This is a genomic window from Thermochromatium tepidum ATCC 43061 (assembly GCF_009664085.1).
Classification (GTDB): domain Bacteria; phylum Pseudomonadota; class Gammaproteobacteria; order Chromatiales; family Chromatiaceae; genus Thermochromatium; species Thermochromatium tepidum.
Genome location: NZ_CP039268.1, coordinates 815,726 through 838,891 on the forward strand (window position 1 = coordinate 815,726; position 23,166 = coordinate 838,891).

Annotated in this window: 18 protein-coding genes, 1 tRNA gene and 1 pseudogene; 14 read left to right on the forward strand and 6 right to left on the reverse strand. The window is 63.0% G+C overall.

The genetic code is table 11. The annotated features are described in order from the left end of the window. The first annotated feature begins 20 nt into the window (after positions 1–20). Entirely contained in the window at positions 21–1,097 is a 1,077-nt protein-coding gene (locus E6P07_RS03710) for a phosphotransferase enzyme family protein (RefSeq protein ID WP_153974371.1), read from the forward strand. A 4-nt stretch (positions 1,098–1,101) separates the two neighbouring features. Here the strand turns inward: E6P07_RS03710 and E6P07_RS03715 are convergent, their stop codons facing one another. From E6P07_RS03715 to E6P07_RS03725, 3 genes are all read right to left on the reverse strand, one after another. Beyond that, positions 1,102–4,326 (reverse strand): hypothetical protein, encoded by a 3,225-nt coding sequence (locus E6P07_RS03715; RefSeq protein WP_153974372.1) that lies wholly within the window; start codon positions 4,324–4,326, stop codon positions 1,102–1,104. A 6-nt stretch (positions 4,327–4,332) separates the two neighbouring features. Then, positions 4,333–5,568, reverse strand: coding sequence for an RNA-guided endonuclease InsQ/TnpB family protein (locus tag E6P07_RS03720; protein ID WP_153974373.1), 1,236 nt, complete (start codon positions 5,566–5,568; stop codon positions 4,333–4,335). Between the two features lie 188 nt (positions 5,569–5,756). Then, positions 5,757–7,154: a formylglycine-generating enzyme family protein gene (locus E6P07_RS03725; protein WP_153974374.1), complete on the reverse strand. Its 1,398-nt coding sequence runs from the start codon at positions 7,152–7,154 to the stop codon at positions 5,757–5,759. Between the two features lie 233 nt (positions 7,155–7,387). On the opposite strand from E6P07_RS03725, the gene E6P07_RS03730 reads away from it, so the two are divergent. After that, positions 7,388–8,689 (forward strand): DUF3422 family protein, encoded by a 1,302-nt coding sequence (locus E6P07_RS03730; protein ID WP_153974375.1) that lies wholly within the window; start codon positions 7,388–7,390, stop codon positions 8,687–8,689. Here E6P07_RS03730 and E6P07_RS03735 read toward each other — a convergent pair. Then, complete coding sequence (locus E6P07_RS03735; RefSeq protein ID WP_153976130.1) at positions 8,670–10,190, reverse strand: fumarate hydratase; 1,521 nt, start codon at positions 10,188–10,190, stop codon at positions 8,670–8,672. The genes E6P07_RS03730 and E6P07_RS03735 overlap by 20 nt on opposite strands. 254 nt (positions 10,191–10,444) lie before the next feature. Here E6P07_RS03735 and E6P07_RS03740 point away from each other — a divergent pair, with 254 nt between their 5' ends. The 4 genes from E6P07_RS03740 to E6P07_RS03755 all read left to right on the forward strand — a co-directional run bounded on the left by E6P07_RS03740 (position 10,445) and on the right by E6P07_RS03755 (position 14,448). Beyond that, the gene (locus tag E6P07_RS03740) at positions 10,445–10,714 is read left to right on the forward strand and encodes a hypothetical protein (RefSeq protein WP_246172917.1); all 270 of its coding nucleotides are present in this window, start codon (positions 10,445–10,447) and stop codon (positions 10,712–10,714) included. Between the two features lie 152 nt (positions 10,715–10,866). Beyond that, positions 10,867–12,312, forward strand: coding sequence for an IS66 family transposase (tnpC, locus tag E6P07_RS03745; protein ID WP_153974377.1), 1,446 nt, complete (start codon positions 10,867–10,869; stop codon positions 12,310–12,312). Positions 12,313–12,389: 77 nt separating this feature from the next. Further along, a complete protein-coding gene (locus E6P07_RS03750; protein WP_153974378.1) occupies positions 12,390–14,120 on the forward strand; it encodes a hypothetical protein in 1,731 nt (576 codons plus the stop codon). Between the two features lie 94 nt (positions 14,121–14,214). Next, positions 14,215–14,448 (forward strand): hypothetical protein, encoded by a 234-nt coding sequence (locus E6P07_RS03755; RefSeq protein WP_153974379.1) that lies wholly within the window; start codon positions 14,215–14,217, stop codon positions 14,446–14,448. Between the two features lie 248 nt (positions 14,449–14,696). Here the strand turns inward: E6P07_RS03755 and E6P07_RS03760 are convergent, their stop codons facing one another. Further along, the gene (locus E6P07_RS03760) at positions 14,697–15,005 is read right to left on the reverse strand and encodes an integrase core domain-containing protein (RefSeq protein WP_162008595.1); all 309 of its coding nucleotides are present in this window, start codon (positions 15,003–15,005) and stop codon (positions 14,697–14,699) included. Between the two features lie 55 nt (positions 15,006–15,060). Here E6P07_RS03760 and E6P07_RS03765 point away from each other — a divergent pair. After that, positions 15,061–15,360 (forward strand): annotated as a pseudogene (locus E6P07_RS03765) (transposase); the annotation flags it as partial. Between the two features lie 138 nt (positions 15,361–15,498). On the opposite strand, the gene E6P07_RS03770 reads toward E6P07_RS03765, so the two are convergent. Continuing rightward, positions 15,499–15,762, reverse strand: coding sequence for an AraC family transcriptional regulator ligand-binding domain-containing protein (locus E6P07_RS03770; protein ID WP_153974381.1), 264 nt, complete (start codon positions 15,760–15,762; stop codon positions 15,499–15,501). Between the two features lie 178 nt (positions 15,763–15,940). Between E6P07_RS03770 and E6P07_RS03775 the strand changes: the two genes are divergently transcribed. The 7 genes from E6P07_RS03775 to pheT all read left to right on the forward strand — a co-directional run bounded on the left by E6P07_RS03775 (position 15,941) and on the right by pheT (position 23,160). After that, positions 15,941–16,017: transfer RNA gene (locus tag E6P07_RS03775), tRNA-Val, on the forward strand. Positions 16,018–16,162: 145 nt separating this feature from the next. Continuing rightward, complete coding sequence (gene thrS / locus E6P07_RS03780) at positions 16,163–18,082, forward strand: threonine--tRNA ligase (protein WP_153974382.1); 1,920 nt, start codon at positions 16,163–16,165, stop codon at positions 18,080–18,082. Positions 18,083–18,146: 64 nt separating this feature from the next. Beyond that, positions 18,147–18,680 carry a translation initiation factor IF-3 gene (infC, locus tag E6P07_RS03785; protein WP_153974383.1) on the forward strand — a complete coding sequence of 178 codons (534 nt, stop codon included), beginning with the start codon at positions 18,147–18,149 and terminating at the stop codon, positions 18,678–18,680. 153 nt (positions 18,681–18,833) lie between these two features. Next, complete coding sequence (gene rpmI / locus E6P07_RS03790; RefSeq protein ID WP_153974384.1) at positions 18,834–19,031, forward strand: 50S ribosomal protein L35; 198 nt, start codon at positions 18,834–18,836, stop codon at positions 19,029–19,031. 33 nt (positions 19,032–19,064) lie between these two features. Then, the gene (gene rplT, locus E6P07_RS03795) at positions 19,065–19,421 is read left to right on the forward strand and encodes a 50S ribosomal protein L20 (RefSeq protein ID WP_153974385.1); all 357 of its coding nucleotides are present in this window, start codon (positions 19,065–19,067) and stop codon (positions 19,419–19,421) included. A gap of 209 nt (positions 19,422–19,630) precedes the next feature. Beyond that, complete coding sequence (gene pheS / locus E6P07_RS03800; RefSeq protein WP_153974386.1) at positions 19,631–20,662, forward strand: phenylalanine--tRNA ligase subunit alpha; 1,032 nt, start codon at positions 19,631–19,633, stop codon at positions 20,660–20,662. A 119-nt stretch (positions 20,663–20,781) separates the two neighbouring features. Then, positions 20,782–23,160 (forward strand): phenylalanine--tRNA ligase subunit beta, encoded by a 2,379-nt coding sequence (gene pheT / locus E6P07_RS03805; protein ID WP_153974387.1) that lies wholly within the window; start codon positions 20,782–20,784, stop codon positions 23,158–23,160. The last annotated feature ends 6 nt before the right edge of the window (positions 23,161–23,166 follow it).

The window sequence follows — 23,166 nt, forward strand, 5'->3', positions numbered from 1 at the left end:
GCCGTCATGAGTCTGCTGTCATGTCAGCCGATGTCCGTTCCCTGATCGCCCTGTGTGAGCAGTTTGCGATCGAGCGGCCCGTTGAGGCCGTCGCCCCCCTGGGGCGCGGGCTGATCAACGAGACCTATCGAGTCGAGACGGGTGGGGGCTGCTCTGTGCTCCAGCGGCTCAATGACCGGGTCTTTCCGGCTCCCGAGCGAATCCTCACCAATCTGGCGCGACTGGCCGAGCATCCCGAGCCGCCGGAGTCGTTTGGACTCCGGGTACCGGCCCTGATCCCGAGCCGCACCGGTGCGCCCTTCGTGCGCGATGCGTCGGGGGCCGTCTGGCGTCTGATGGAGTTCATCCCCGATACCTGTACCCTGCCGCGACTTCAGGAGACGTCTCAGGCACGCGAGGTCGGACGGATACTGGGGCGTTTCCATCGCTGGATATCGGCACTGCCGAGCGCGGACTTCGCCGTCACCCTGCCTGGCTATCACGACACATCCGGCCATCTCAAACGTCTGATGGCCCTGTCTGATGCGCGTCGCGCTGCGCCGGAGATGGGCCCAATTTTTGACTTCATCGAGGCGCGGTTGGATCTGGCCGAAGCCCTGGATCGTGCCGTGCAGTCCGGTCGGATCGTGCCGCGCCTCACCCACGGCGACCCCAAGCTCGACAACATCCTCTTCGACCGTGACGGACGGCGCGCACTGGCGCTGATCGATCTGGACACGCTCCAGCCGGGCCTGATCCAGCACGATCTGGGCGACTGTCTGCGTTCATGCTGCAATGTCCTGGGCGAGGCTGAGACCGATCCTGCGAAGGTTCGATTCGATCTCGTGCTCGCCGCAGCGATCCTCACCGGCTATGCCGAGGTGACGCGCGGCTGGCTGAGCGATGGGGACATCGACAGCCTGTTCGACGGCATCCGGGTGATGCCCTTCGAACTGGGTCTGCGCTTTCTCACCGATCACCTCCAGGGCGACCGTTATTTCAAGGTCGATCGCCCGGGACGCAATCTGATCAAGGCCCAGATCCAATTCGCCCTGGTCGCCGACATCGAGCGCCGGGAGCCTGAGATCCGGGCCGCGATCCAGGCCGTGTTCGGCTGATCGCTCACTGGAGCGCGTCCAGGATCGGTTTGAGATCCTTGCCGTTGACCTTGAATTCGCCAGCACTGTCGCCCCGAACCTCGAAGCGGTGCAGACGCGAGCCGTCGGCGTCCTTTTCCTCCTTGCCCAGGATCTTGACCAGGGCCGCCACTGCCTTCAGGTTGCGCTGTTTGTCGGGCGGAAGCGTCTGGCCGATCCGCTCGATGAGCGTAGCGAAGTCACGCACCTGGATGTCGAGATTCAGGCGGATCAGACCAGGTGCCTCAGGCGCGCTGGTCTCCTCGGCGTTGGCCACGCCCCTGATCCGGACCCCGGTTCCAGACATGTCGATGTCGATCGTCTCGATATCGAGCCGGGCGGCCTGTTGCGCCAGCAGCCCGAGGATCTGAGCCGGATCGGGTTCGCCCTGGAGCAGGACCGGCACCAGGGTGCTGGGTGCCAGACCCGACAGCACCAGATCCAGGTCGACCTTGCCCGGAACGAGTTCGGGCGGCAGCTCAGGAATCGGTCCGATCCCGGTGTGGTCATAGCGCAGCGTCAGCCGGGGCCTGGGGCCAGTGGCGTCGCTCAGGTCCAGTGCAACGTGCATGGCATCGACATCCACCGCCGGCGCATCCGGTGTGGCGACGTGCAGGGCGTCGATCGCAAGGCCCAGCTTCGCGCCTGCGAGCGGCTGCCCGAGCGCCTGTGCCAGACTGGACTCGGCGGGCGGCTGACCCAGGGCCTGGGTCAGAACGATATCCAGGAGGGCGGCGAGCGCAAGCCGGTCGATGGCGAGATCGACGCTGAAGGCCCCGATCCTGTTGTCCTGCCCGTCCTCTTCCATCCTCAGACCGCGCAACCCATAGCCGGTGCGCAGATTCCACGACCGACCGGCCTCGTCGGCCGGACCGCCCTGGGCCGAGACGCTGAATTCAGCGATCCGGTAGTCGATGTCCTCACTGGGGAGATCGGCGGCGAAATCGGTCATGACGACGGAGGTCTCGACCTGGCCGCTGGCCTGGAGCAGGCGTTCGAGGGTCCGGCGCAGCGTCTCGATGTCAGGTGTCTCGGTATCGGACGCGATCAGTTCGAGCAGTGGGGCATCGCCGGTGGTGAGTGCGGCCAGATCCAGGTCGCGATAGTCGGCGTTGACACGCAGACCGCCGAGCTGCACGGTGTCGGCCCCGGAGCGGCTCCGGAGGCGCAGATCGGCGAGTTCCAGGGACTGCGATGCGGTCGTGCGCGCGGCTTCAGGCGCCGATTCCGGGGTGATCAGGAGCTGCAGTCGGCCCAGTGTCACCAGCCCCAGGTCGGTGTCATCGCTTTCCAGGCTGGAAGGCCCTTGCGGCAGGCCGAGTGCTTCATGGATGGGCTGGAGTCGGGCCTGACCGTCGATGTGCACCTGGAGACCTTCGAGGCTGAAATCCAGGCGTGTGGGCAGGGCATCGGGGGCCGGCCAGTCCAGTTCCAGGCGATGTCTGGCGGTGCGGACCGTACCGATCTCGTTGCCGTCGCCGTTGCGCAGTGTCAGGGTCTCGGGCCAGCCGATGGCCGCCTGCCAGGCGTTCGGATCGGCCCCCCGGGTCAGGGCGATGTCCAGCCAGCTCAGATCCAGGATCCCTGCCTCATCCTCGATCCGCAGGAAGGGCAAGGCGACGCGCGCCCTTCCATCCGGCTGGTGGCTGATCAGCGGTGCGCCGCCGATTTGCACCTCGTCGTCCAAAGACGCCAGGCTGGACGCAAGGCGCGCGATCATGGCGTCTGCCGCCGGTGAGTCTTCGGGAGCAGGGCGCGGCTGACCCGTGGCGTCGAGCATCACGACCCACAGACCGGTGGCGTCGCTGTCCTCGGATTGGGTGAAGCCGATGGCGATCGGACCCTCAGGCTGGACATACAGATCGGTGAAGCGGTCCAGGGCCGCGCGGCCATAGCGTCTGGTCCAGAGTGCTTCGCCCCTGTGCGACAGACGGGCGATCCAGGCGTCCTGTCCCTGGGTCATGCCCGCAAGCCACAGCGCGCCCTCGGCGTCGCGCGTCAGGCGTGTCAGGGTTGCGATACCGTCCTGCTCGCCGACCACCAGACTCAGCCGCCGGGTTGAAAGCGGCTCGCCGTCGGGCGAAAGCCAGCGCAGCCAGAGCGGATCGCCATCGCCTTCGGCGCCTCGAACCGCCAGCACGATCCCGTCATCACCCAGACCGGCCAGGACGGGGGCGCCACGCCCTGCGAGATCTTCATAGGTCCGCTCCCAGGTCAGATGTCCCGTCGGATCGAGACCGGCCACCCAGGGGGCGCCGGATATGCCCGCCGACTCGCCGGCGATCGACCAGCCGGTGTCGGTGCGGATGACAGAGCGCACGCCGGTGGTCGCCGGCAGAGCAAGCCGCCACCCCGGCTGACCATCGGCGGCGATGAGCGCCGCGAAGCCCTGGGGTGGACGATCGGCGTTGAGGGTCTCGCCGGCGATGAGCGCATTGCCAGCGGTATCGGTGGCCAGTGCCAGCGGCACCTCGACGGCGGTGTTTTCCGACCCGCCCAGAACCTGGGTCCAGCGCGGTTCGCCCTGAGCGTCCAGGGCGATCAGGAATCCGGCCTGGTTGTCGTTGAGCACGCCGCCGATCAGGAGGTCGCCCTCACCCAGGGTGGTCACCGCGGTGATGTGCAGATCGAAGGCGCCGCCGAGCATGCGCGACCACAGCAGCTCCTGATTGGCGTCGAAGCGCGCGGCCCAGACCTCGCGTCCCCCTGGCCCCTGGACGCTGCCGGCCACGACATAGCCGGCATCGGGCATGACGGCGAGCCCAGCCGCCTCCGTCTCCAGAGACGGGCCGAGGTCCGGGCGGCGATGATCGAAGACACGCATCCCGGCACTGCTCCAGATCCGCTCGCTAGAGAAGGGCGCGGTCGGCTGAGCGACTGGGGTTGCTGGGGCGATCGGTTCCCGGTCCCAATCGGCGCCGATGGGGCCGGCCTGGATCGGCTCCGGCAGACGGCCGAATCCGATCAGGGCGCGGACCCCGACCCGATCCTCGGCGTCGAGCCGCTGCAATTCGGCCGGCCCCGTCGCCTGTTCGACCCGGCCCTCGACCTCCATGACCTCGAAGGTCGCGCGGGCCAAGACGCCGCCCTGAGCCAGGAGCAGCAGTCCGGCGGACAGCCAGCGCCAGTCGTGGTGTCTTCGAGCGAGCATCGTCTGGTCCTCTAGGGTTGGAGTCCGTCCGTGATTGACCGTTCCATCAGACTTACTCATTCCTGCTCACACAGGAACAAAGCTGACTTCCTGCTTCCCAGAGGCCGGTTTCGTCTTGAGCGTGCGCCCAAGACCAGAGTCCGCCTCTCCACAGGCTGTCACCGAGCAATCAGCGTGTCGCTGAAAGGGCTGGCAGCCGCCAGCCGAACTCTCGGCCACCTTTTTCAGATTGATCGCCGCGTTCGCATCGCGGTCGTGGATACTTCCGCAATCCGGACACGTCCACTCACGCACCGACAGCGGCAAATCGTCGAGCTTGTGCCCACACGCCGAGCACGTCTTGCTGCTGGCAAAGAAACGATCTGCCACCACCACGACGCCGCCGCGCATCACCGCCTTGTATTCCAGTTGCCGACGGAACTCGAAGAAGCTCATGTCGGCGATGGAGCGCGCCAGATGGCGGTTCTTCACCATGCCACGCACATTCAGGTTCTCGATGCAGATGGTATGAAACCGGCGCGTGAGGTTGGTGGTGAGCTTGTGCAGCGCATCCGAGCGGATGTTGGCGATCCTGGCGTGCAGCTTTGCCAGTCTGGCCCTGGCCTTCTTGCGGTTGGCCGAGCCTTTTTGCTTGCGACTCAGGCTGCGCGAGAGCCTGCGCAATCGGTCCAGCAGCGCCTTGTGGGGCTTCGGACCCGGGATGGTCTCTCCCGTCGAGAGCGTTGCGAGTGCCGACACGCCCAGATCGACGCCTGCCGCGCCTTGGTTTTCGGCCTTGGGCAGGTGCGAGGTGTCGGGCGTGTCCACGGTGATGCTGACGAACCAGCGGTCGGCCACACGGGAGACGGTGGCCGACATGAGCTTGCCAGCAAAACGCAACGACTCGCGCATGCGCACCCAGCCCAGATGGGGGATGCGAATGCGGCAGCCGTCGATGTCGAACTGGTCGTTGGTGAGCGTGAAGCGGTCGTGCACGCCCTTCTTGCGAAACTGCGGATAGCGGGCACGGCCAGCGAAGAAGTTCTGGAACGCCTGACCCAACTGGATGATCGCCATCTGCGGGGCACACTTGGTCACCTCCAGCATCCACGGGAACTGGTCGCGCTTGATGGCGTTCAACTGACGGCACAGCGCCATTTGCGAGGGCTTTGGCAATGAAGGATCGGCCTTTGCCGCCTCGTACTGGCGCTTCCACTCGGCCAGTGCCCAGTTGTAGGCAAAGCGGGCGACGCCACACGCGCGGGCCAAGTAGGTCGCCTGTGTGTTGTTGGGATCGAGTGCGATGCGGTGGGCAATCAGCACTGTGCGGCCTCCACAGAGGACACACCCCTAAGAACTCGGCGGCCTCTTGGATGCTGACCATCTTGCGTGACATGCAGATATTATAACATTCGCGCAAAAAAGTTAAACTATTAACGAAACTGGTCGAGCCCTCTACTGTGCTGTGCGGCGCAACCGGGCTTTAGGGTCGTCGGGCGTCCTGCCCTCCTTCAAAGATCACGGGCTACCCGGAAGCCGAGCATATTGAGCTTGGTGTTGGGCGCGAAGCGTGCGCGCACGAAGACACGCATGGTTTCGGCCGGCTTGTTGAAGGCACCGCCACGCGCCACACGATTGGAGCAATCGCCGGTGAGCAGCGCGCGTCCATCGCTCGGTGCGTTCTCATAATGCGCTCGATAACAATCGGCGACCCATTCCATGGCATTGCCGGCGGTTTCGTAGAGACCGAATGGATTGGCTGGAAAGCTCATCACGGGCGCCGTGGAGCGATTGTCCCACTGACTGCCACAGTCGAAGCAGACGGCGCGATTGGAGCCGGCGGTCTTTCCCCACCAGAAGGGCGTGGTGGTCCCGGCACGCGCGGCAAACTCCCATTCCGCCTCGCTGGGCAGACGATAGCCGCGCCCGGTTTGTTGTGCGAGCCAGGCCGCATAGTCGCGTGCATCCTCCCAACTGACGCCAACCACCGGGCGCATGTCGCGTCCCCAGCCCTGATCGCTGGGCAGACTGCGTCCAGTCGCGCGGGCGAAGTAGTCGTACTCGCGAAAGGTGATCTCGTAGGCGCCTATCATAAAGGGGCCGACCTTGACCAAGCGCGCGGGGGTGTAGTCCTCGCTGCTGAGGCTATCGGAGCCCATCCGGAAGCTGCCGCCGTTGAGCACGACCATCGCCGGTCCGGTGGTTCCGTCGAGCAGTCGGTCCTGATGGATACGCGGCGGCTGGTTGATCTCGGCGGGCTCGGGTTCGCCCTGGACGATGGCTTCGCTGGTGGGGGGGGAAGGTCGGACCTGGATCGCGACGGCCTCGGCGTCCTCGCGCGCTTCACTGAGCGCAGCATACTCACGCATCAGGTAGAAGTTGGCGACCGCCGAGACCGAGAGCAGCACGACCAGCAGTCCCGTGGTCGCGACCAGCCAGCGAGGTGTCCTTGAATCCTCTTGCACGCCCACCGGCGGGGATAGGGCGGGCGTCTTCGCTGACCGATTGCTGTCGTGGCTGGCTTTCAGCAGCTCCTGACGCAAGCGCTCGATCTCTGTATGGGCCTCGTGGAGCGATTGATCCTTGCGTTCGATCTCCTTCTTGAGTCCCTCCAGGGCCAGGTGCTTGTCCTCGAGTGCATCCTCCAGCCGTCGGCATTCCTGGGTGATGTGTTCGAGTGCCTGTTCCTTGGCGTCTAGGGATTGCTGTATCAGCAGCATTTCCTGCTGGAGCGCGAGGCGTTCGGCCGCCGTCTCGACCTGGCTACCGGGCGCGAAGTCGTGCTCGCCCAATCGGGCACTGAGCCGCTTGATCTCCTCTTCCGCCTCTTGGCGCAGCTGTTCCAGGGTTTTGTGCAGCAGTTCAGACTCTGGGTCGGAATAGATTTGCGAGTCGGATTGCTCGGCCATCTGGGTGTATCGATCTCGAGTGTCGTGGGGCCTTGATGGTGGCGATTGTCCGACTTTGGTGACCGAGATGCCAGAACAAACTGATCCCGGGGTTGGGTGCCATTCGTGTATGTCGAGTCAAGCGTCTGCGTTGTCCAGTGAGAGGTTCGAGCTTGGCCTGGTTCCAACGGGGGCGGGTTCAGGGCGATACTGATGGCGGAGTCACTGATCGTTCCATTCAGGAGAACGCACCTATGTCCTTGCCCTTCAAGGAGCATCCGCTACGCCATCAGCTCGTCAATGAGCTCCATGTGCGCACCTACATGCCGCTTCGCGCGCCGGCGCGGCTCTCGCATGTCGCCGCCGTCTGCGGTGAGCGCGGCAGTGGCCGCACTGTGCGCCATCTACATGAGTTGCTCGAACGCCACGGCATACCGCGCCCGGAGCGTATCGAGCAATATTATCTGGTCAGTCTTGGCGACCTCCGGATACTTTGGGAGCGCCATACCGAGTTCGTCAGCTATACCTTCAGTCTGCCCGGCCCCTTCACACACCCCTTCGCCGATCCGGTTATCACCCAATTGCCCGCGGATTGGCTGGCTGAGATACCAGGCGAGGTCATCGCCGCGATCTCGCTGGCGCTCGAACCGGCTGACACACCCGAGTATTCGCTCGATGAGCTGACGGCACTATTCGGCGGCCATCCGGTGATTGGTTCCGAGGTGGTTGGCGGACTTGCGCGGGCCTATTCGGATCTACGCATCCATGAGGACGGCTTCTCGCGCCTCTTGTTGCGCGATCAGGGATTGTCGCCGAACCAAGCCGGACGTCTAGCCAAGCGCCTCCTGGAGGTCAGTTCCTATCGGGCCATGGCGCTGCTCGGACTGCCGCCGGCGCGTGAGGCCAATGTCTGTCTGAGCGACGCCGAGCGGCGTCTTGTGGCGGTCTCCTCGCGCATGGCCTGTCAGGAGGATCGAGGTCAGGAGGTTCTAGAAAGCGATCTACTGGCCGAACTGACCGATCTGGCCGCCGAGATCGAGGCGGTGGCCGCGCGGACCAGCTACCGTTTCGAGGCTTCGCGCGCTTATTACAATCTGGTCATGCAGCGTCTGGATCAGCTGCGTCAGCGGCGCATCGAGGGCTTGCAGACCTTCACCGAGTTCCTTGACGCACGCCTGGCCCCGGCGGTCGCGACCTGTGATTCGACGGCCAAGCGTCAACAGGGGCTGGCCGAGCGCGCCGCCCGTCTGACCAGCCTGCTGCGCGCGCGCGTCGAGGTCGAGCTGCAGAAGCAAAATCGCAGTCTGCTGGAATCGATGAACCGGCGCACCAAGCTGCAACTGCGGCTCCAGGAGACCGTCGAGGGTTTGTCGGTCATCGCCATCGGCTACTATGGCGTCGGACTGTTGGCCTATCTGCTCAAGGGACTGGAGGCCCACGGTCGGCACATCGATGCGACCTATGTCACTGGACTGTCTGCTCCGCTGATCGTGTTGATCGCCTGGTTTGGGATCCGGCGCATGAAGTCGCGTCTGCTCAAGTCCGGGCCGGAGTGATGCCGGGGATCCGCCCGCGCCAGGCGTCCGGTCCGGTCTGATGGATCGACTCGCCCCGGCTGTCGACCGCGACCGTGACCGGCATGTCGCAGACCTCGAACTCGCGGATCGCCTCCATCCCGAGGTCCTCGAAGGCAACCAGACGCGCAGAGCGGATCGCCTTTGAGACCAGATAGGCCGCCCCGCCGACCGCGATCAGATAGACCGCGCCGTGGCGTTTGATCGCCGCGATCGCCTCGGATCCACGCTCGGCCTTGCCGATCATCCCGATCAGACCCTGGTCGAGCAGGGCCTCGGTGAATCCGTCCATCCGGGTCGCCGTGGTCGGTCCGGCTGGACCGACGACCTCATCGCGCACCGGATCGACCGGACCGACGTAATAGATGAGGCGATTCGTAAGATCCAGCCCCCCGGGCAGGGCCTCGCCGCGCGCCAGGAGCTCGGCGAGTCGCTGGTGCGCCGCGTCGCGCCCGGTGAGCAGCCGGCCCGAGAGCAACAATCGCTCGCCGACCCGCCAGTCGGCGATCTCGGCGCGCGTGACTCGATCGAGATTCACCCGGCGTGCGGTGCTGTCGGGCGTCCAGATGATCGCCGGCCAGTCCGTGAGACGCGGCGGCTCCAGTTGAACGGGGCCAGATCCATCGAGGACGAACTCCAGGTGGCGGGTGGCGGCACAGTTGGGGATCAGGGCCACCGGGAGCGAGGCGGCATGGGTGGGGTAGGTCCGGATCTTGACGTCCAGCACCGTGGTCTGGCCGCCCAGTCCCTGGGCACCGATACCGAGCGCGTTGACCTTGTCGAAGAGCTCCAGACGCAGCGCCTCGATCGGGTCGGCGGGGCCGCGCGCTTTGAGTTCATGGATGTCGATGGGCGCCAGCAGCGCCTCCTTGGCAAGCAGCATCGCCTTCTCGGCCGAGCCGCCGATACCGATGCCGAGCATCCCAGGTGGGCACCAGCCTGCACCCAGTCCCTGCACCGTCTTCAACACCCAGTCGACCAGGTCGGCGTTCGGATTGAGGACGGCGAAGCGGGCCTTGTTCTCCGAACCGCCGCCCTTGGCCGCCAGCCGCACCTCGACCCGGTCGCCGGGTACCAGCTCGACATGGACCACCGCTGGGGTGTTGTCGCCGGTGTTTTGGCGCGCCCCGATCGGCGGTGACACGATCGAGGCGCGCAACACATTGTCCGGATGCCGGTAGGCGCGGCGTACCCCCTCATCGACCAGGGCCTGTAAGCCACGCTGGGTGTCCCAGCGCACCTCCATCCCGACCCTGAGAAAGACCACCACTGCACCCGTGTCCTGACAGATCGGTCGCCGGCCCTCGGCGCACAGCCGCGAGTTGTAGAGGATCTGGGCCATGGCATCGCGCGCGGCGGGCGACTCCTCGGCCTCATAGGCGGCAGAAAGCGCCTGGATGTAGTCGCGCGGGTGGTAATAAGAGATGAACTGGAGCGCGTCGGCGATGCTCTGGATGAAGTCGGATTCGCGGATGGTGGTCATGGTGGCGCGGGGGTGATGCTCGATCATGGCCCAAGGTCGTGCGGCCAATCTGGCCGAGACGCGATGGGAAAGGGGTCTATTGATTGTGCTCCATACGCCCCCTTCCTTGCCACAGATGCCGGGTGAAACCAAGTGTCGATCTTCATCGCCATCGAGCACACGACCCGCCTGGTCTTTCACAAGGTGATGCCTGCTAGAGGGCTGAATGTGCCCGACGTTTCCTCAAATATCTGGCCGAGACATCGCCCTTGAGGGTGCAGAAAATCCTGACCGACAACGGTAAGGAATTCACCGATCGCCTGTTCGGCAGCCGTGAAAAGGCCGCTTCAGGGGGGCACGAGTTCGACCAGCTCTGCGCGGCCTTGGGCCGCGAACATCGCTTGACCCGCCCGCCTCAAACGCAAACGAATGGCATGGTCGAGCGTTTCAACGGTCGTCTCGCCGATATTCTGCACGCGCATCACTTCAAGGATGGCGAATCCTGGGAGCAGACGATCGACCGCTCTGTCTGGCAGGCACACTAATGATCCACCGGCCACTCCCCTCGCTTGGCGCACGCACGCCCTTTCAGGCAATGAAGGACGTGTATGAAATAAAAACGTAACTGTTCAGGTTCCCCATAAAAGAGTCTCTGGTCCGGGTTTAAGAACGGGAAGGACAGCTGACAATAAGCGGCATGGAAAGACTGCCCGATCTTGCTGACCTGACGCACGCGGAGAAAGACGCACTCATTCATCTGCTGTGGGATTGGGTCACCGCGTTGCGCCAGGAAGTCGTCCGGCTGACAGCGGAAGTGACCCGGCTGCAGGGGGAAGTCGCCCATCTGCGCGGGCAGATGGCGAAGAACAGCCGCAACTCGAGCATTCCATCCTCGGCCGAAGGCTTGAAGAAGACGAAGTCGATGCGCAAGCAGGGAAGCCGACCGCCTGGCGGTCAGCCGGGTCATTCCGGTTCGACGCTCAAGCAAGTGGCGCAGCCCGATCACGTGGTGGATCATCCACTGCCCGAGGTATGCGACGTCTGCGGCGAATCGCTCACGGGGCAGGCCACGACCGAAATCCGCCAGGTCTTCGATCTGCCGCCGGTGACAATGGAAGTGACCGAGCACCGGATTCACGCGCTGCGCTGCACCTGCGGCAAACTGCACCGCAGCGAATTCCCGCCCGAGGTCACGGCCCCGGTTCAATATGGCCCCGGCGTCAAGGCGCAGGCGGTCTATCTGACGCAGCACCACATGCTGCCCGTGGCGCGCACCGCCAACGTCCTTGCAGACCTGTATGGTGTGCCGATCTCGACCGGCACGGTTCAGGCCATGATCGGGGAGGCGAGTGAGCGGTTGGCTCCGACGGTCGCGCGGATCGCGGATGCGGTCGCTCAGGCGGATGTCGCGGGCGCCGACGAGTCTGGCTTTCGCGTGGCAGGCAAGCTCAACTGGCTGCACACCGCGGTGACCGACACCCTGACCTGGCTGGGTCTGCATGCCAAGCGCGGCAAGGCGGCGTTTGAGGACTTCGGTCTGCTGTATCGGCTCAAGGGAACGCTGGTTCATGACGGCTGGGCCTCGTATCGGGAACTGACCTGCACCCATGCGCTGTGCAACGCCCATCATCTGCGTGAATTGACCTTCGTCCATGAGGAATGCGGACAAGCGTGGGCCAAGCGCATGATCGATTTGTTGGTCTCTGCCCACCATGAAACGGTGGCCGCCCATGGCCAGCCGCTGACGGCCCAGCGCATCCAGGCGATCCGCACTCACTACGAGGCGATCCTTGCTGAAGCGGCCGCCGCCAATCCAGAGAAACCCGCCAGCGGCAGACGCGGGCGCACGGCGCAAAGCGTGCCGTTCAATCTCTACCGACGATTGCGTGATCATGCCGACGATGTCCTGCGCTTCACGACCGATCCACGCGTTCCGTTCAGTAACAACCTTGCCGAACAAGCGATCCGCATGCCCAAGGTCAAGCACAAGATCGCCGGTTGCTTCCGCACCACCGAAGGCGCTTTAGCCTTCTGCACCATCCGCTCCTACCTCGCCACCCTGCAGAAGCAGCACTTCGACCTCTTCCAATCCCTCATCCAAGTGTTCAGGGGCAACACCCCTCAGCCGAATTTCTCGGGGTAGCTTCCCCGGGGGTGCCTGAACAGTTACGCGGAAACCATATAAACAATAGTTAGCCAGAACCGGAAACTCAGACGCCTATGAAAACTGACATCCGACTCGATCCGGCATACATCCTTCAGGATGACCTGATCAGGGATCTCCTGCCCACGCTTGGTCAGAAGCAGTGGCTCTCCTACGCGGACGCTGCGAAGGCTCTTGGGGATTTCCTGCCCACGCTTGGTCAGAATCAGTGGCAGGTAGTTTACGCGAGCAGGGACGGCAATCCTGACAGGTTCGGCATCTACTCCGCACTGCTGCCGTCTGCGGATCTAGCTACCGCACTGACGCAGGAGAGCTGGGACTTGAGCATAGGCGATGGACTTCCTGGCTTCAGTCAGTCTTGGAGGCAGGGTACAGAGGTCACGACCTATCACAGATTTGGCGGTTTTGGCGAGATTCGTCCCCTGGTCATCTACAGGCACTTTCACGGCGCTTGGCCTTCCTACATCGAGATCTGCGAGGAGTTCCGTCACTTCCACAACCTCGCTGAGGATCGTGAGCGCGGGGTGCTTCTCGACTTCGATAGGTCTGGCTACCCAATCAAGGTCGCCCAAATCCAGGAGCACGCCGTAGAGATTCAGTTGCCCTACTTGCTTCAGTTCCTTGCGGCGACGCAGCAGCACCTCGCCATCTTCTTCGATGTTGTCCGCTACTCTCTGATCCCGGTCGAAGATATTCTTGAAGACCAGCGGGAGTTGAAGCACGCAGATGACCGATCACGGTATTTCCGGCACGTTGTGAAGTGTGACTTCCAGCCCGGTTACCGCACCTTCTCCCGGCTGCTGGGCAAGGTTCTTGTTTCCCCTCCTTCACTTGAGCAGTGCGGCAAGTGGCCATTCGATGAGCGCAAGCCTGAGGCTGAGGTGTCCTTCGTCATTGGCGTCAATCCGGACGGCACGCCACGCGAGTTCACGTCTCACCCGGACAAGCTCTCCAACTACTTTGGTGCAAACCCCGGCGCGCCGAACTATCTCACGCCGGTCTATTTCAGGAAAGAGGTTCTTTCGAAGTACTATGCAGATCCGGACCGCTATTCCGTGTCCGACGGCCTGTTAGGCTGTTTTGGCCTGTGGAGCGTGCAAATCGATAATAACCACCCAACGCATGTAGTCGTGTTCCTCGGGGACCTTGGCCGCGATCTCCCTTACGAGGAGCGTCTCCACTGGAGGCAGTTCAACGTTCCTCCCCAGGGCGGCGTCAGCGAGACGAACTTTCGGCGCAGCTTTCTTGCCCAGTTTGCGCCTCCTAAAGCTGCAGATCTGCTCTTTCGGGCAGAGTACCAGCGGCTCAACACCGCCTGGCGCGAGACAATGGGATGGCCTCTCTTTCTTGAGCCTCGGGCCGGCGACGAATACCTTCTCGCCACTGTTCGCGTTCCGGTTACAAACTCGCAGTCCGAGTTGGACCAGCAGATTCTTGCGCTCACGAAGCTCCTCGTCGACTCGCTGAACGAGCACGCGCTTGTCTCCCACGCGGGACCGGGGCAGAAGGACGAGAAGGGAATCACGAAGCTTGAACGTTTCCTTGGAGGCAAGGGCTTTCCGCAGACGGCCGCTGTGATCCAATTCCTTCGAGATCTCCAGGCTCTTCGTTCCTCGGGCGCCGGACATCGCAAGGGCAGTGGCTACGACAAGATTCTGGCGGGCCTTGGAGCGAGCGCCCAGAGAAAACCTGAACTGATGGAGCGCCTTTTGCGTGAGGGAACTGCCGTTCTTCGTACCCTCGGTGACCATTTTTGCCCGCGTCACACATCGGCGGGCTCTGGCTAACAAGGCGGTCGAGCGGACGGCTGGCTCGCATTCGCTTGCCACCGCCGCTCACCGCCACCGTTAGGCATTCACCCACTTCAGAGGAGATCGCATCATGAAAATGTTTGCCTTGCTTGCCGCAGCCGCGTTGGCCTTGACGCTCGGGCTGGGCGCGCCGGACGCCGAAGCGAAACGTCTCGGCGGCGGCCGTCCGCTTGGCATGCAGCGCCAGATCGACGCGCCGAAGCCGGCGACGCCGCCCGCCGTGGCACCCGCGCCGACCCGTTCCGCGAGCGCAGGCGCGGCGCCTGCCGCTGCACAGTCGCCGGTTATCGATGGCGCCCGGTAGGCAAGGACCAAGGCAGGCCTCCTTGTATCCCATCCTTGTCGGCGGTCTCATGCCGATATTCCAAATAGACTTAATTGTCACATCCCGGAAGAGCTGAGATGCGCCCGGGGCTCAGCGCTGCACAGCAGACAGCCGAGGCCAAGCAGTATCGCAGAGGAACTGCAGGCACTCAAGCTGCGTGTATCGGCGCTGTAGGGGTCACTCGTCGTTGTGTACCGCCCCCAATTTTTTGGACACAGATTTGCAGCTCATGCGGTCTTGCGGATGGCATAAGACCGACGGGCTTCCAGGGGTGACATGAAGCCCAGTTTCTCGAGACGCCAGTGGCGATTGTAACGATCCCGGAACTCGGTCACGGCCTGACGCACCGCTTCGAGATTGCGGAAGACGCGACCATGAATGGCCTGTTCCTTCAGTGTCCGGTTGAAGCGCTCGGCCACACCGTTGGTCTGGGGCTCCGCCACGAAGGCGAAGCTCTTGTCGATCCCCCAGAACTCGATCTGCTTCAGGAAGTCGTCGGCGGTGTATTGCGTGCCGTGATCCATGCGCTGCTTCAAGCGAGCCTGTCCTGAATTTTGTGTGTGAGGCATCACATGTTGGGAAGGAGCATGTATGCCGAGCAAGAGCAGCAAGAAGAAGGTGGCGGTCGAATTGTCGTCGATCCCGAAAGAAGTGCTTGACCAGATGGTCATCGGGCCGATGACGGCGGAAGCGATCAATGCCGCGTCGATGGCCTTCAAGAAGGCGTTGATCGAGCGCGCCCTGAGGGCCGAATTGAGCCACCACCTGGGCTACCTGCCCGGCGCCGAGAAGCCGACTGGAGCCGGCAACCACCGCAACGGCGTCAGCGGCAAGACGGTGCTGACCGAAGACGGGCCGTGGCGCATCGAGGTGCCGCGCGACCGGGCCGGATGCCTCACACACAAAAATTCTGACACTCCTGGCCAATGGATGACATAGCCGAACATCGCCTGGCCGCCGCGTTCCCAGAACAGGGGCACAGCCCCGCGATCGTGTAGATGCAGGTGCAGGACGAAGAACTGCAAGGCACTACCCAGATCCGGCGCGGTCTGGGCGATCTCCCCCCAGGCCGCCCAGCGCATCTAGCCCCGAGTGCCGCCCGAGTTCCAGACCCAGGTGCGGGCAGCCGGTCGCCCGTGCACAGTGGTCGAGCAGGCGGCCCAGTACCGGAAAGGGCAGGGTCTTGTCCGGATCGTCGAAGGCGGTCGGGTTGGCGCCGCCCGCGCGGATCACACCGTCTGGATCCACGCCCATCGACGCGAGCAGTGACGGCAGCCGCAAGAGCGGTGCCATGCGGACCGCTCCATCGTCCGCCAGGACCAGGCCGGTCGTCCAGCGGTTGGGTCTGAGATCGCCTGTTTCCAATGAGGATTAGACATTCAGTGTGTGTTATTCGGGATGGAAATAGGTCAGCTCGAAAAAGGCTTGCAGCACTCAACGTAAGGTATTAGCATATCTTGCTCTTAACGACAGGCGCGTAGCTCAGTTGGTTAGAGCACCACCTTGACATGGTGGGGGTCGTTGGTTCGAGTCCAATCGCGCCTACCAACACCCACTGCCAGCCTTCAGCAATCCGCTTTTCAGCGAAAACCGGCTGAAAGCTGGCAGTTTTTTATTGTCCCTCGTTCAGAGACCGCGCTAATCGACTCACGCGATCCCTCGTATCGATCGCCACTGAAACCCAGGATTCAAGATGCCCCTGATTACGCTCCCCGATGGATCCCGGCGCGCCTTCGAGCACCCTGTCAGCGTCCAGGAGGTGGCTGCTGCCATCGGTCCAGGTCTGGCCAAGGCCGCGCTCGCTGGTCGCGTTGACGGTCGGCTCGTCGATACCTCCTACATCCTTGACCACGACGCCGAGTTGGCGATCGTCACCCGCAAGGACGAGGAGTTCGTGCTCGAACTGTTGCGTCATGATGCGGCCCATGTGATGGCGCAGGCCGTCCAAGAGCTCTATCCGGGGACCCAGGTCACCATCGGCCCGGCGATCGAAAACGGCTTCTATTACGACTTCGCCCGCGATGAGCCCTTCACGCCCACCGACTTGGAGCGCATCGAAGCGCGCATGCACGAGATTGTCGAGCGCGATCTACCCATCGTGCGCGAGGTCTTGGATCGCGAGGAGGCCAAGCGGCTCTTCGCCGAACGGGGCGAGCACTACAAGGTCGAGATCATCGACGACCTCATTCCGCCGGGCGAGGAGGTTTCGATCTACCGTCAGGGTGATTGGTTCGATGTCTGTCGCGGTCCGCACCTACCGAGCACCGGCAAGCTCGGCCACGCCTTCAAGCTGACGAAGCTCGCTGGTGCCTACTGGCGCGGCGACTCGCGCAACGCCATGCTGCAACGCATCTATGGAACGGCCTGGCGCGACAAGAAGGAACTCGACGCCTATCTGCATCGCCTGGAAGAGGCCGAAAGGCGCGACCATCGCCGGCTCGGCAGACAGCTCGACCTGTTTCACTTCCAGGACGAGGCCCCCGGCATGGTTTTTTGGCACGCCAAGGGTCGGGTGGTCTACCGTCTCGCCGAGGCCTATATGCGCGAAAAGCTCGCCGAATACGGCTATCAGGAGGTCGAAACCCCGCAGGTGCTCGACCGCTCGTTGTGGGAGCGATCGGGCCACTGGGACAAGTTCGCCGGCGGCATGTTCACCACCCGGCTCGACGACCGTGACTTCGCCATCAAGCCGATGAACTGTCCTGGTCACATCCAGATCTACAACCAGGGGCTCAAGAGCTATCGCGACCTGCCGCTGCGCCTGGCCGAGTTCGGGGTGGTGCATCGCAACGAGCCCTCCGGCACACTGCATGGTCTGATGCGCGCGCGCCGCTTCACCCAGGACGACGCCCATGTCTTCTGCACCGAGGATCAGCTCCAATCCGAGGTCGCGACCCTGATCGACATGGTGTTTGAGACCTATCGGGATTTCGGCTTTGACGAAATCGATCTGGCCCTGTCGTTGCGTCCCGAACAGCGGGTCGGTAGCGATGAGCTCTGGGATAAGGCCGAGGCCGCGCTCGCCCAGTCGCTCGACGCCAAGGGTCTGGCCTACCGCATTCAGCCGGGCGAGGGCGCCTTCTATGGCCCCAAGATCGAGTTCACCCTGCGCGACAGCCTCGGGCGCGCCTGGCAGTGCGGAACCATCCAGGTCGATTTCTCGATGCCCGCTCGTCTGGGCGCCTACTACATCGCCGAGGACAACAGTAAGCAGACGCCGGTGATGATCCACCGTGCCGTCTTGGGTTCGATCGAACGGTTCATCGGCATCCTGATCGAGCACTATGCCGGTCTGCTGCCGGTCTGGCTCGCCCCGGTCCAGGCCGTGGTGCTCAACATCACCGACCGCCAGGCCGAGTATGTCAGGGAGGTGGTTAAAACCTTGCGTGACAAGGGCTTCCGCGCCGAGTCTGACTTGAGAAACGAGAAGATCGGCTTTAAAATCCGCGAACACACCCTGCAGCGGGTTCCCTATCTGGCCGTGGTCGGAGATCGTGAGGTTGAGACCCACACAGTATCGATCCGCAACCGCCAGGGTCAGGATCTTGGCTCCTGTAGCCTTGATGCCTTCATCGATCGTCTAAACCAGGACGTCGCAAATCGAATCCATTGATGGATGGTCAAGAGGCGAACCGCACCATCGGTCAGTTCGCTTAGATTGCATTTAATTTGAGTTTTTGGAGGAACCTGCTATCGCCGCCCCAAAGCGAAACCGCGTCAATAGAGAGATCAACATCCCGGAGGTCCGACTGATCGGCGCGGATGGAAATCAGATCGGAGTCGTCAGTACCCGTGAGGCCCTGGCCATGGCCGAGGAAGCCGGGCTCGATCTCGTCGAGATCGTGCCCACCTCTGAACCTCCGGTGTGTCGGTTGATGGATTTCGGTCGGTTTCTCTTCGATCAGAAAAAAAGGAAGAGCGAGGCCAAGAAAAAGCAAAAGCAGGTCCAAATCAAGGAAATCAAGTTTCGCCCAGGGACGGACGAGGGAGACTATCAGGTCAAACTACGCAACCTGACCCGTTTCCTGAATGATGGGGACAAGGCCAAGGTCACCATGCGCTTTCGCGGGCGCGAACATGCCCACCGCGAACTCGGGCTGGATCTGCTGCGGCGGATCGAGAACGACCTGGCCGATATCAGCATCGTTGAACAGCAGCCGCTCATGGAAGGCCGGCAGATGGTCATGGTGCTCGGTCCCAAAAAGAAATAGCGACGCTCCGGCACATTAAGCCGTCCGGATCCCCAGATTAAATCGAGTCAGTTATCGGGCACCCAGGCGGTGCCCGATGCGTTCTTGGTTTCATTGGGGTTCGCGCCTATCGTCGCTTCCTACTCATCGGCAAATAGCGGAGTCAATAATCCCATGCCCAAGATCAAGTCCAATCGAGGAGCCGCGAAGCGCTTCAAGCGCACGCCTTCCGGTGCTGTCAAGTGCAACGCCTCGCACCGTCGTCATCTCCTGACCAAAAAGTCGACCAAGCGTAAGCGTCAACTGCGCGCCCCCCAGCGTATCCATCAATCGGATCTGCGTGCCGCGCGCCGCATGATTCCATACTGCTAGACTGCACTGACCCCCAGACCGGAGAGCGAGAGAATGCCAAGAGTCAAACGCGGCGTCACCGCCCATGCGCGGCACAAGAAGATCCTCGAACAGGCCAAGGGCTATTATGGAGCCCGAAGCAAGGTCTTCCGGGTCGCCAAGCAGGCGGTCATCAAGGCCGGCCAGTACGCCTATCGTGACCGTCGTCAGAAAAAGCGCGACTTCCGCGCGCTCTGGATCACCCGTATCAACGCTGCCGCGCGTGAGAACGGTCTATCCTACAGCCGCTTGATCGATGGGCTAAAGAAGGCCGGTGTCGAGGTCGATCGCAAGATGCTCGCCGATATCGCCTATCACGATAGCCTCGCTTTTGCGGCGCTGGCTGAGCAGGCGAAGGCTGCCCTGGCCTGATCCGGCGTGAGTCGTTGTCGCACTGGAGGGAAAGGCTCTGGTCTTTCCCTCTTTGCGTTGATCTAGTTGAAAATGGACTGGATTGACAGGATTATTCCAAATATTTCAATCCTCTCCATCCTGGAAAATCTTGTCGATCCTGTCTATTTCGGATCCCAGCCATGGTCATGGACTTGGTGGCTGGGTGAGTCGCTTTTTTGGAGAACCTCATGGCCGAACAGACCGCGCTCGGTATCCAGTCGCTCCAGGAGGCCGCGATCCAGGCCATCGCTCAGGCTGCCGACGCAGCGGCGCTCGATCAGGTGCGTGTGCGCTATCTGGGCAAGAGCGGAGAGCTGACCGCCCTGCTCAAGCAGCTCGGCACCCTGCCGCCGGACGCGCGTCCAGCTGCCGGCCAAGCCATCAATCGGGCCAAGGACGCTGTGCAGCAGGCGATCGAGACGCGCAAGTCTGAGCTCGAACAGGCCGCCCTCGCCGCGCGTCTGGCCGCTGAGCGCATCGACGTCACCCTACCCGGGCGCGGTCAGGCGCCCGGTGGGCTGCATCCCATCACCCGCGCGCTGCGGCGTATCGAGCGGCTGTTTGTCAACGCCGGCTTTGCCGTGGTCGAGGGACCAGAGGTCGAGGATGCCTATCACAACTTCGAGGCGCTCAACATCCCCGAGCACCATCCAGCACGGGCGATGCATGACACCTTCTATTTCGATGCCGAGCGGCTGCTGCGCACCCATACCTCGCCGGTGCAGATCCGGGTGATGGAACAACAGGCACCGCCGCTCAAGGTGATCGCACCAGGGCGGGTGTATCGCTGTGATTCAGATCTGACCCATACCCCGATGTTCCATCAGGTCGAGGGGTTGTTGGTCGATGAGGAGGTGAGCTTTGCCGATCTCAAGGGTGTACTTTACGCCTTCCTGACCAACTTCTTCGAGCGCGACCTCAGGCTGCGTTTCCGTCCATCCTACTTTCCCTTCACCGAACCCTCGGCGGAGGTCGACATCCAGTGCGTGATGTGCGATGGCGACGGCTGCCGTGTCTGCAAACAGACCGGATGGCTAGAGGTGCTCGGTTGCGGCATGGTCTATCCCGAGGTCTTTCGTCATGTCGGCATCGACCCCGAGCGTCATCTCGGCTATGCCTTCGGCATGGGCGTGGAGCGGCTGGCCATGTTGCGCTACGGCATCGACGACATCCGGCTCAACTTCGACAACGATCTGCGCTATCTGCGTCAGTTCCGCTGAGTGTGCTGTGACCGGCGACCGGATCGAGCCGCACCTGCGCCGTCCGTCGGGGTCAGACATCAATCATCTGATTTCAATTTTGCCCGAGGCCAAGCAGGCGTCGGGATAGGGAGTGGGACATGCGATTCAGTGAGGCATGGCTGCGCGAATGGGTGAATCCGCCGCTGGATACCCAGCGCCTGGCCGATCAACTCAGCATGGCTGGGCTAGAGGTCGACGCGATTGAACCTGCGGCCCCAGTTTTCAGTGGGGTTAAGGTTGGGCAGGTGCTCAGCGTCGAGCCACATCCGGATGCCGCCAAGCTGCATGTCTGCTCAGTCGATGTCGGTGAGGACGCTCCACTCCAGATCGTCTGCGGCGCGGCCAATGTCGCCGTCGGCATGAAGGTACCCGTGGCAACCATTGGGGCCTGTCTTCCGGGTGATTTCAAGATCAAGCCTGCCAAGCTGCGCGGGATCGAATCGTTCGGCATGATCTGTTCGGCGAGCGAATTGGGTCTGGCCGAATCCTCCGAGGGGATCCTGCCATTGCCCCCAGAGGCGCCGATCGGTGAGGATTTCCGCGCCTGGCTGGCGCTCGACGATCAGTGCATTGAGGTCGATCTGACACCCGATCGCGGTGACTGTCTCGGGCTGGTGGGGCTGGCGCGCGAGGTCGCGGTGATCAATCGCATGCCCCTGATGCCTATAGCCATCGACCCTGTCGCGCCGACCACGGATGAGCGCTTCCCGGTCCAGTTGCTGGCGCCCGAGGCCTGCCCGCGCTATGTCTGCCGCGTCATCCGCGGTATTGATCCAGCTGCGACCACGCCGCTGTGGATGCGCGAGCGCCTGCGGCGCGGCGGCATTCGTGCCATAAGCCCGGTGGTCGATGTCACCAACTATGTGCTGCTCGAAATCGGTCAGCCGATGCATGGCTTCGACCTGGCCAAGCTCGCGGGCGAGATCCGGGTGCGTTGGGCGATCGCCGGCGAGACCCTGACGCTGCTTAACGGCGAACAGGTGAGACTACGCGCCGACACCCTGGTCATTGCCGATGCCGAGCGCCCGGTGGCGCTGGCCGGTATCATGGGGGGTGCGGAATCCGCCGTCAGCGCCGAGACGCGCGACATCCTGCTCGAAAGCGCCTTCTTTACTCCGCTTGCCATCAGCGGTAAGGCGCGTTGCTACGGGCTGCACACAGATTCCGCGCATCGCTTCGAGCGCGGGGTCGATCCCGAACTCCAGGTGCGAGCGATCGAACGCGCCACACGCCTGCTGCTCGACATCGTCGGTGGCGAGCCAGGCCCAGTGTGCGAGATCAGCGCCCCCGAGCATCTGCCACGTCCGAGGTTGCTCCATCTGCGTGCCGAGCGGGTGGCGCGAATCCTGGGGCTGCAACTGTCCGATGCGACCATCGAGGACATCCTCGAACGGCTCGGTATGACCGTCGAGCGATGTGAGGGCGGCTGGCAGGTCAGGCCGCCGAGCGCACGGTTCGATCTGGTGCAAGAGGTCGATCTGATCGCCGATATCGGGCGTATTTATGGGTATGACCGGATCCCGGTCAATCGGGCCGGCTCGGCGACGGCCATCCAACCTGACTCCGAGACCCGATTCGAACTCGATCGGGCCCGGCTGACGCTGGTCGAGCGTGGGTTTCAGGAGGTCATTACCTATAGCTTTGTCAGTCCCGAGCTCCAGGAATTGGTCGAGCCAGGCGTCGAGACACTCAAACTGGCCAATCCGATCAGCGCCGAGCTCTCGGTCATGCGCACCAGCCTCTGGCCCGGATTGCTGCAAACCACCCTTTACAACCAGGCACGACAGATGGAGCGTGTGCGGATCTTCGAGACCGGCCTGCGTTTTCGCTTCGGCCCTGAAGGGCTGACCCAGACCCCGGGGATCGCCGGCCTGGTCGTCGGCGACCGGCTGCCGGAGCAGTGGGGCCAGAAAGGGCAGGGTGTCGATTTCTTTGATCTCAAGGCCGATGTCGAGGCGCTTTTGACCCAGACCGGCGTCCTGGCTGAGTTCCACTTCGTGCCCGCCGAGCATCCGGCGCTGCATCCGGGCCAGACCGCTCGTATCGAGCGCGCCGGTCGGGCGGTCGGTCTGATTGGGATGCTGCATCCGGCGCTTGCCGCACGGCTCGATCTGAACGGCGATGTATTCCTATTCGAGCTTGATCTAGTCCCGCTGACACCTGGTGTGTTGCCGCGCTATGCCAGGATCTCGCGTTACCCCAGTATCCGGCGCGATCTGGCCATTCTGGTCGATCAAGGGGTCAGTTATGAAGCGGTCGAGCACTGCATCCGCTCGGCGGCCTCCGACCTGTTGCGCGACCTGATCCTGTTCGATGTCTACACCGGTCAGAACATCGAAAAAGGTCGAAAAAGTCTCGCTTTAGGATTGATTTTACAGTCTTTTTCTCAGACACTTACCGACGAAATCATCGAGGCGACGGTGGGGCGGATCCTGGATCGCCTGACCACTGAACTCGATGCACGCTTGAGGGATTGAACAGGT

What these genes read in the sequence shown, in the direction of transcription:
- pheT (WP_153974387.1), top strand. Translation starts at nt 20,782, where the DNA reads ATGCGATTCAGTGAGGCATGGCTGCGCGAATGGGTGAATCCGCCGCTG.
- E6P07_RS03730 (WP_153974375.1), top strand. Translation starts at nt 7,388, where the DNA reads ATGTCCTTGCCCTTCAAGGAGCATCCGCTACGCCATCAGCTCGTCAAT.
- E6P07_RS03770 (WP_153974381.1), bottom strand. Translation starts at nt 15,762, where the DNA reads ATGGCACCGCTCTTGCGGCTGCCGTCACTGCTCGCGTCGATGGGCGTG.
- E6P07_RS03710 (WP_153974371.1), top strand. Translation starts at nt 21, where the DNA reads ATGTCAGCCGATGTCCGTTCCCTGATCGCCCTGTGTGAGCAGTTTGCG.
- E6P07_RS03735 (WP_153976130.1), bottom strand. Translation starts at nt 10,190, where the DNA reads ATGACCACCATCCGCGAATCCGACTTCATCCAGAGCATCGCCGACGCG.
- pheS (WP_153974386.1), top strand. Translation starts at nt 19,631, where the DNA reads ATGGCCGAACAGACCGCGCTCGGTATCCAGTCGCTCCAGGAGGCCGCG.
- rplT (WP_153974385.1), top strand. Translation starts at nt 19,065, where the DNA reads ATGCCAAGAGTCAAACGCGGCGTCACCGCCCATGCGCGGCACAAGAAG.
- thrS (WP_153974382.1), top strand. Translation starts at nt 16,163, where the DNA reads ATGCCCCTGATTACGCTCCCCGATGGATCCCGGCGCGCCTTCGAGCAC.
- tnpC (WP_153974377.1), top strand. Translation starts at nt 10,867, where the DNA reads ATGGAAAGACTGCCCGATCTTGCTGACCTGACGCACGCGGAGAAAGAC.
- E6P07_RS03755 (WP_153974379.1), top strand. Translation starts at nt 14,215, where the DNA reads ATGAAAATGTTTGCCTTGCTTGCCGCAGCCGCGTTGGCCTTGACGCTC.
- E6P07_RS03750 (WP_153974378.1), top strand. Translation starts at nt 12,390, where the DNA reads ATGAAAACTGACATCCGACTCGATCCGGCATACATCCTTCAGGATGAC.
- E6P07_RS03725 (WP_153974374.1), bottom strand. Translation starts at nt 7,154, where the DNA reads ATGGCCGAGCAATCCGACTCGCAAATCTATTCCGACCCAGAGTCTGAA.
- rpmI (WP_153974384.1), top strand. Translation starts at nt 18,834, where the DNA reads ATGCCCAAGATCAAGTCCAATCGAGGAGCCGCGAAGCGCTTCAAGCGC.
- E6P07_RS03715 (WP_153974372.1), bottom strand. Translation starts at nt 4,326, where the DNA reads ATGAGTAAGTCTGATGGAACGGTCAATCACGGACGGACTCCAACCCTA.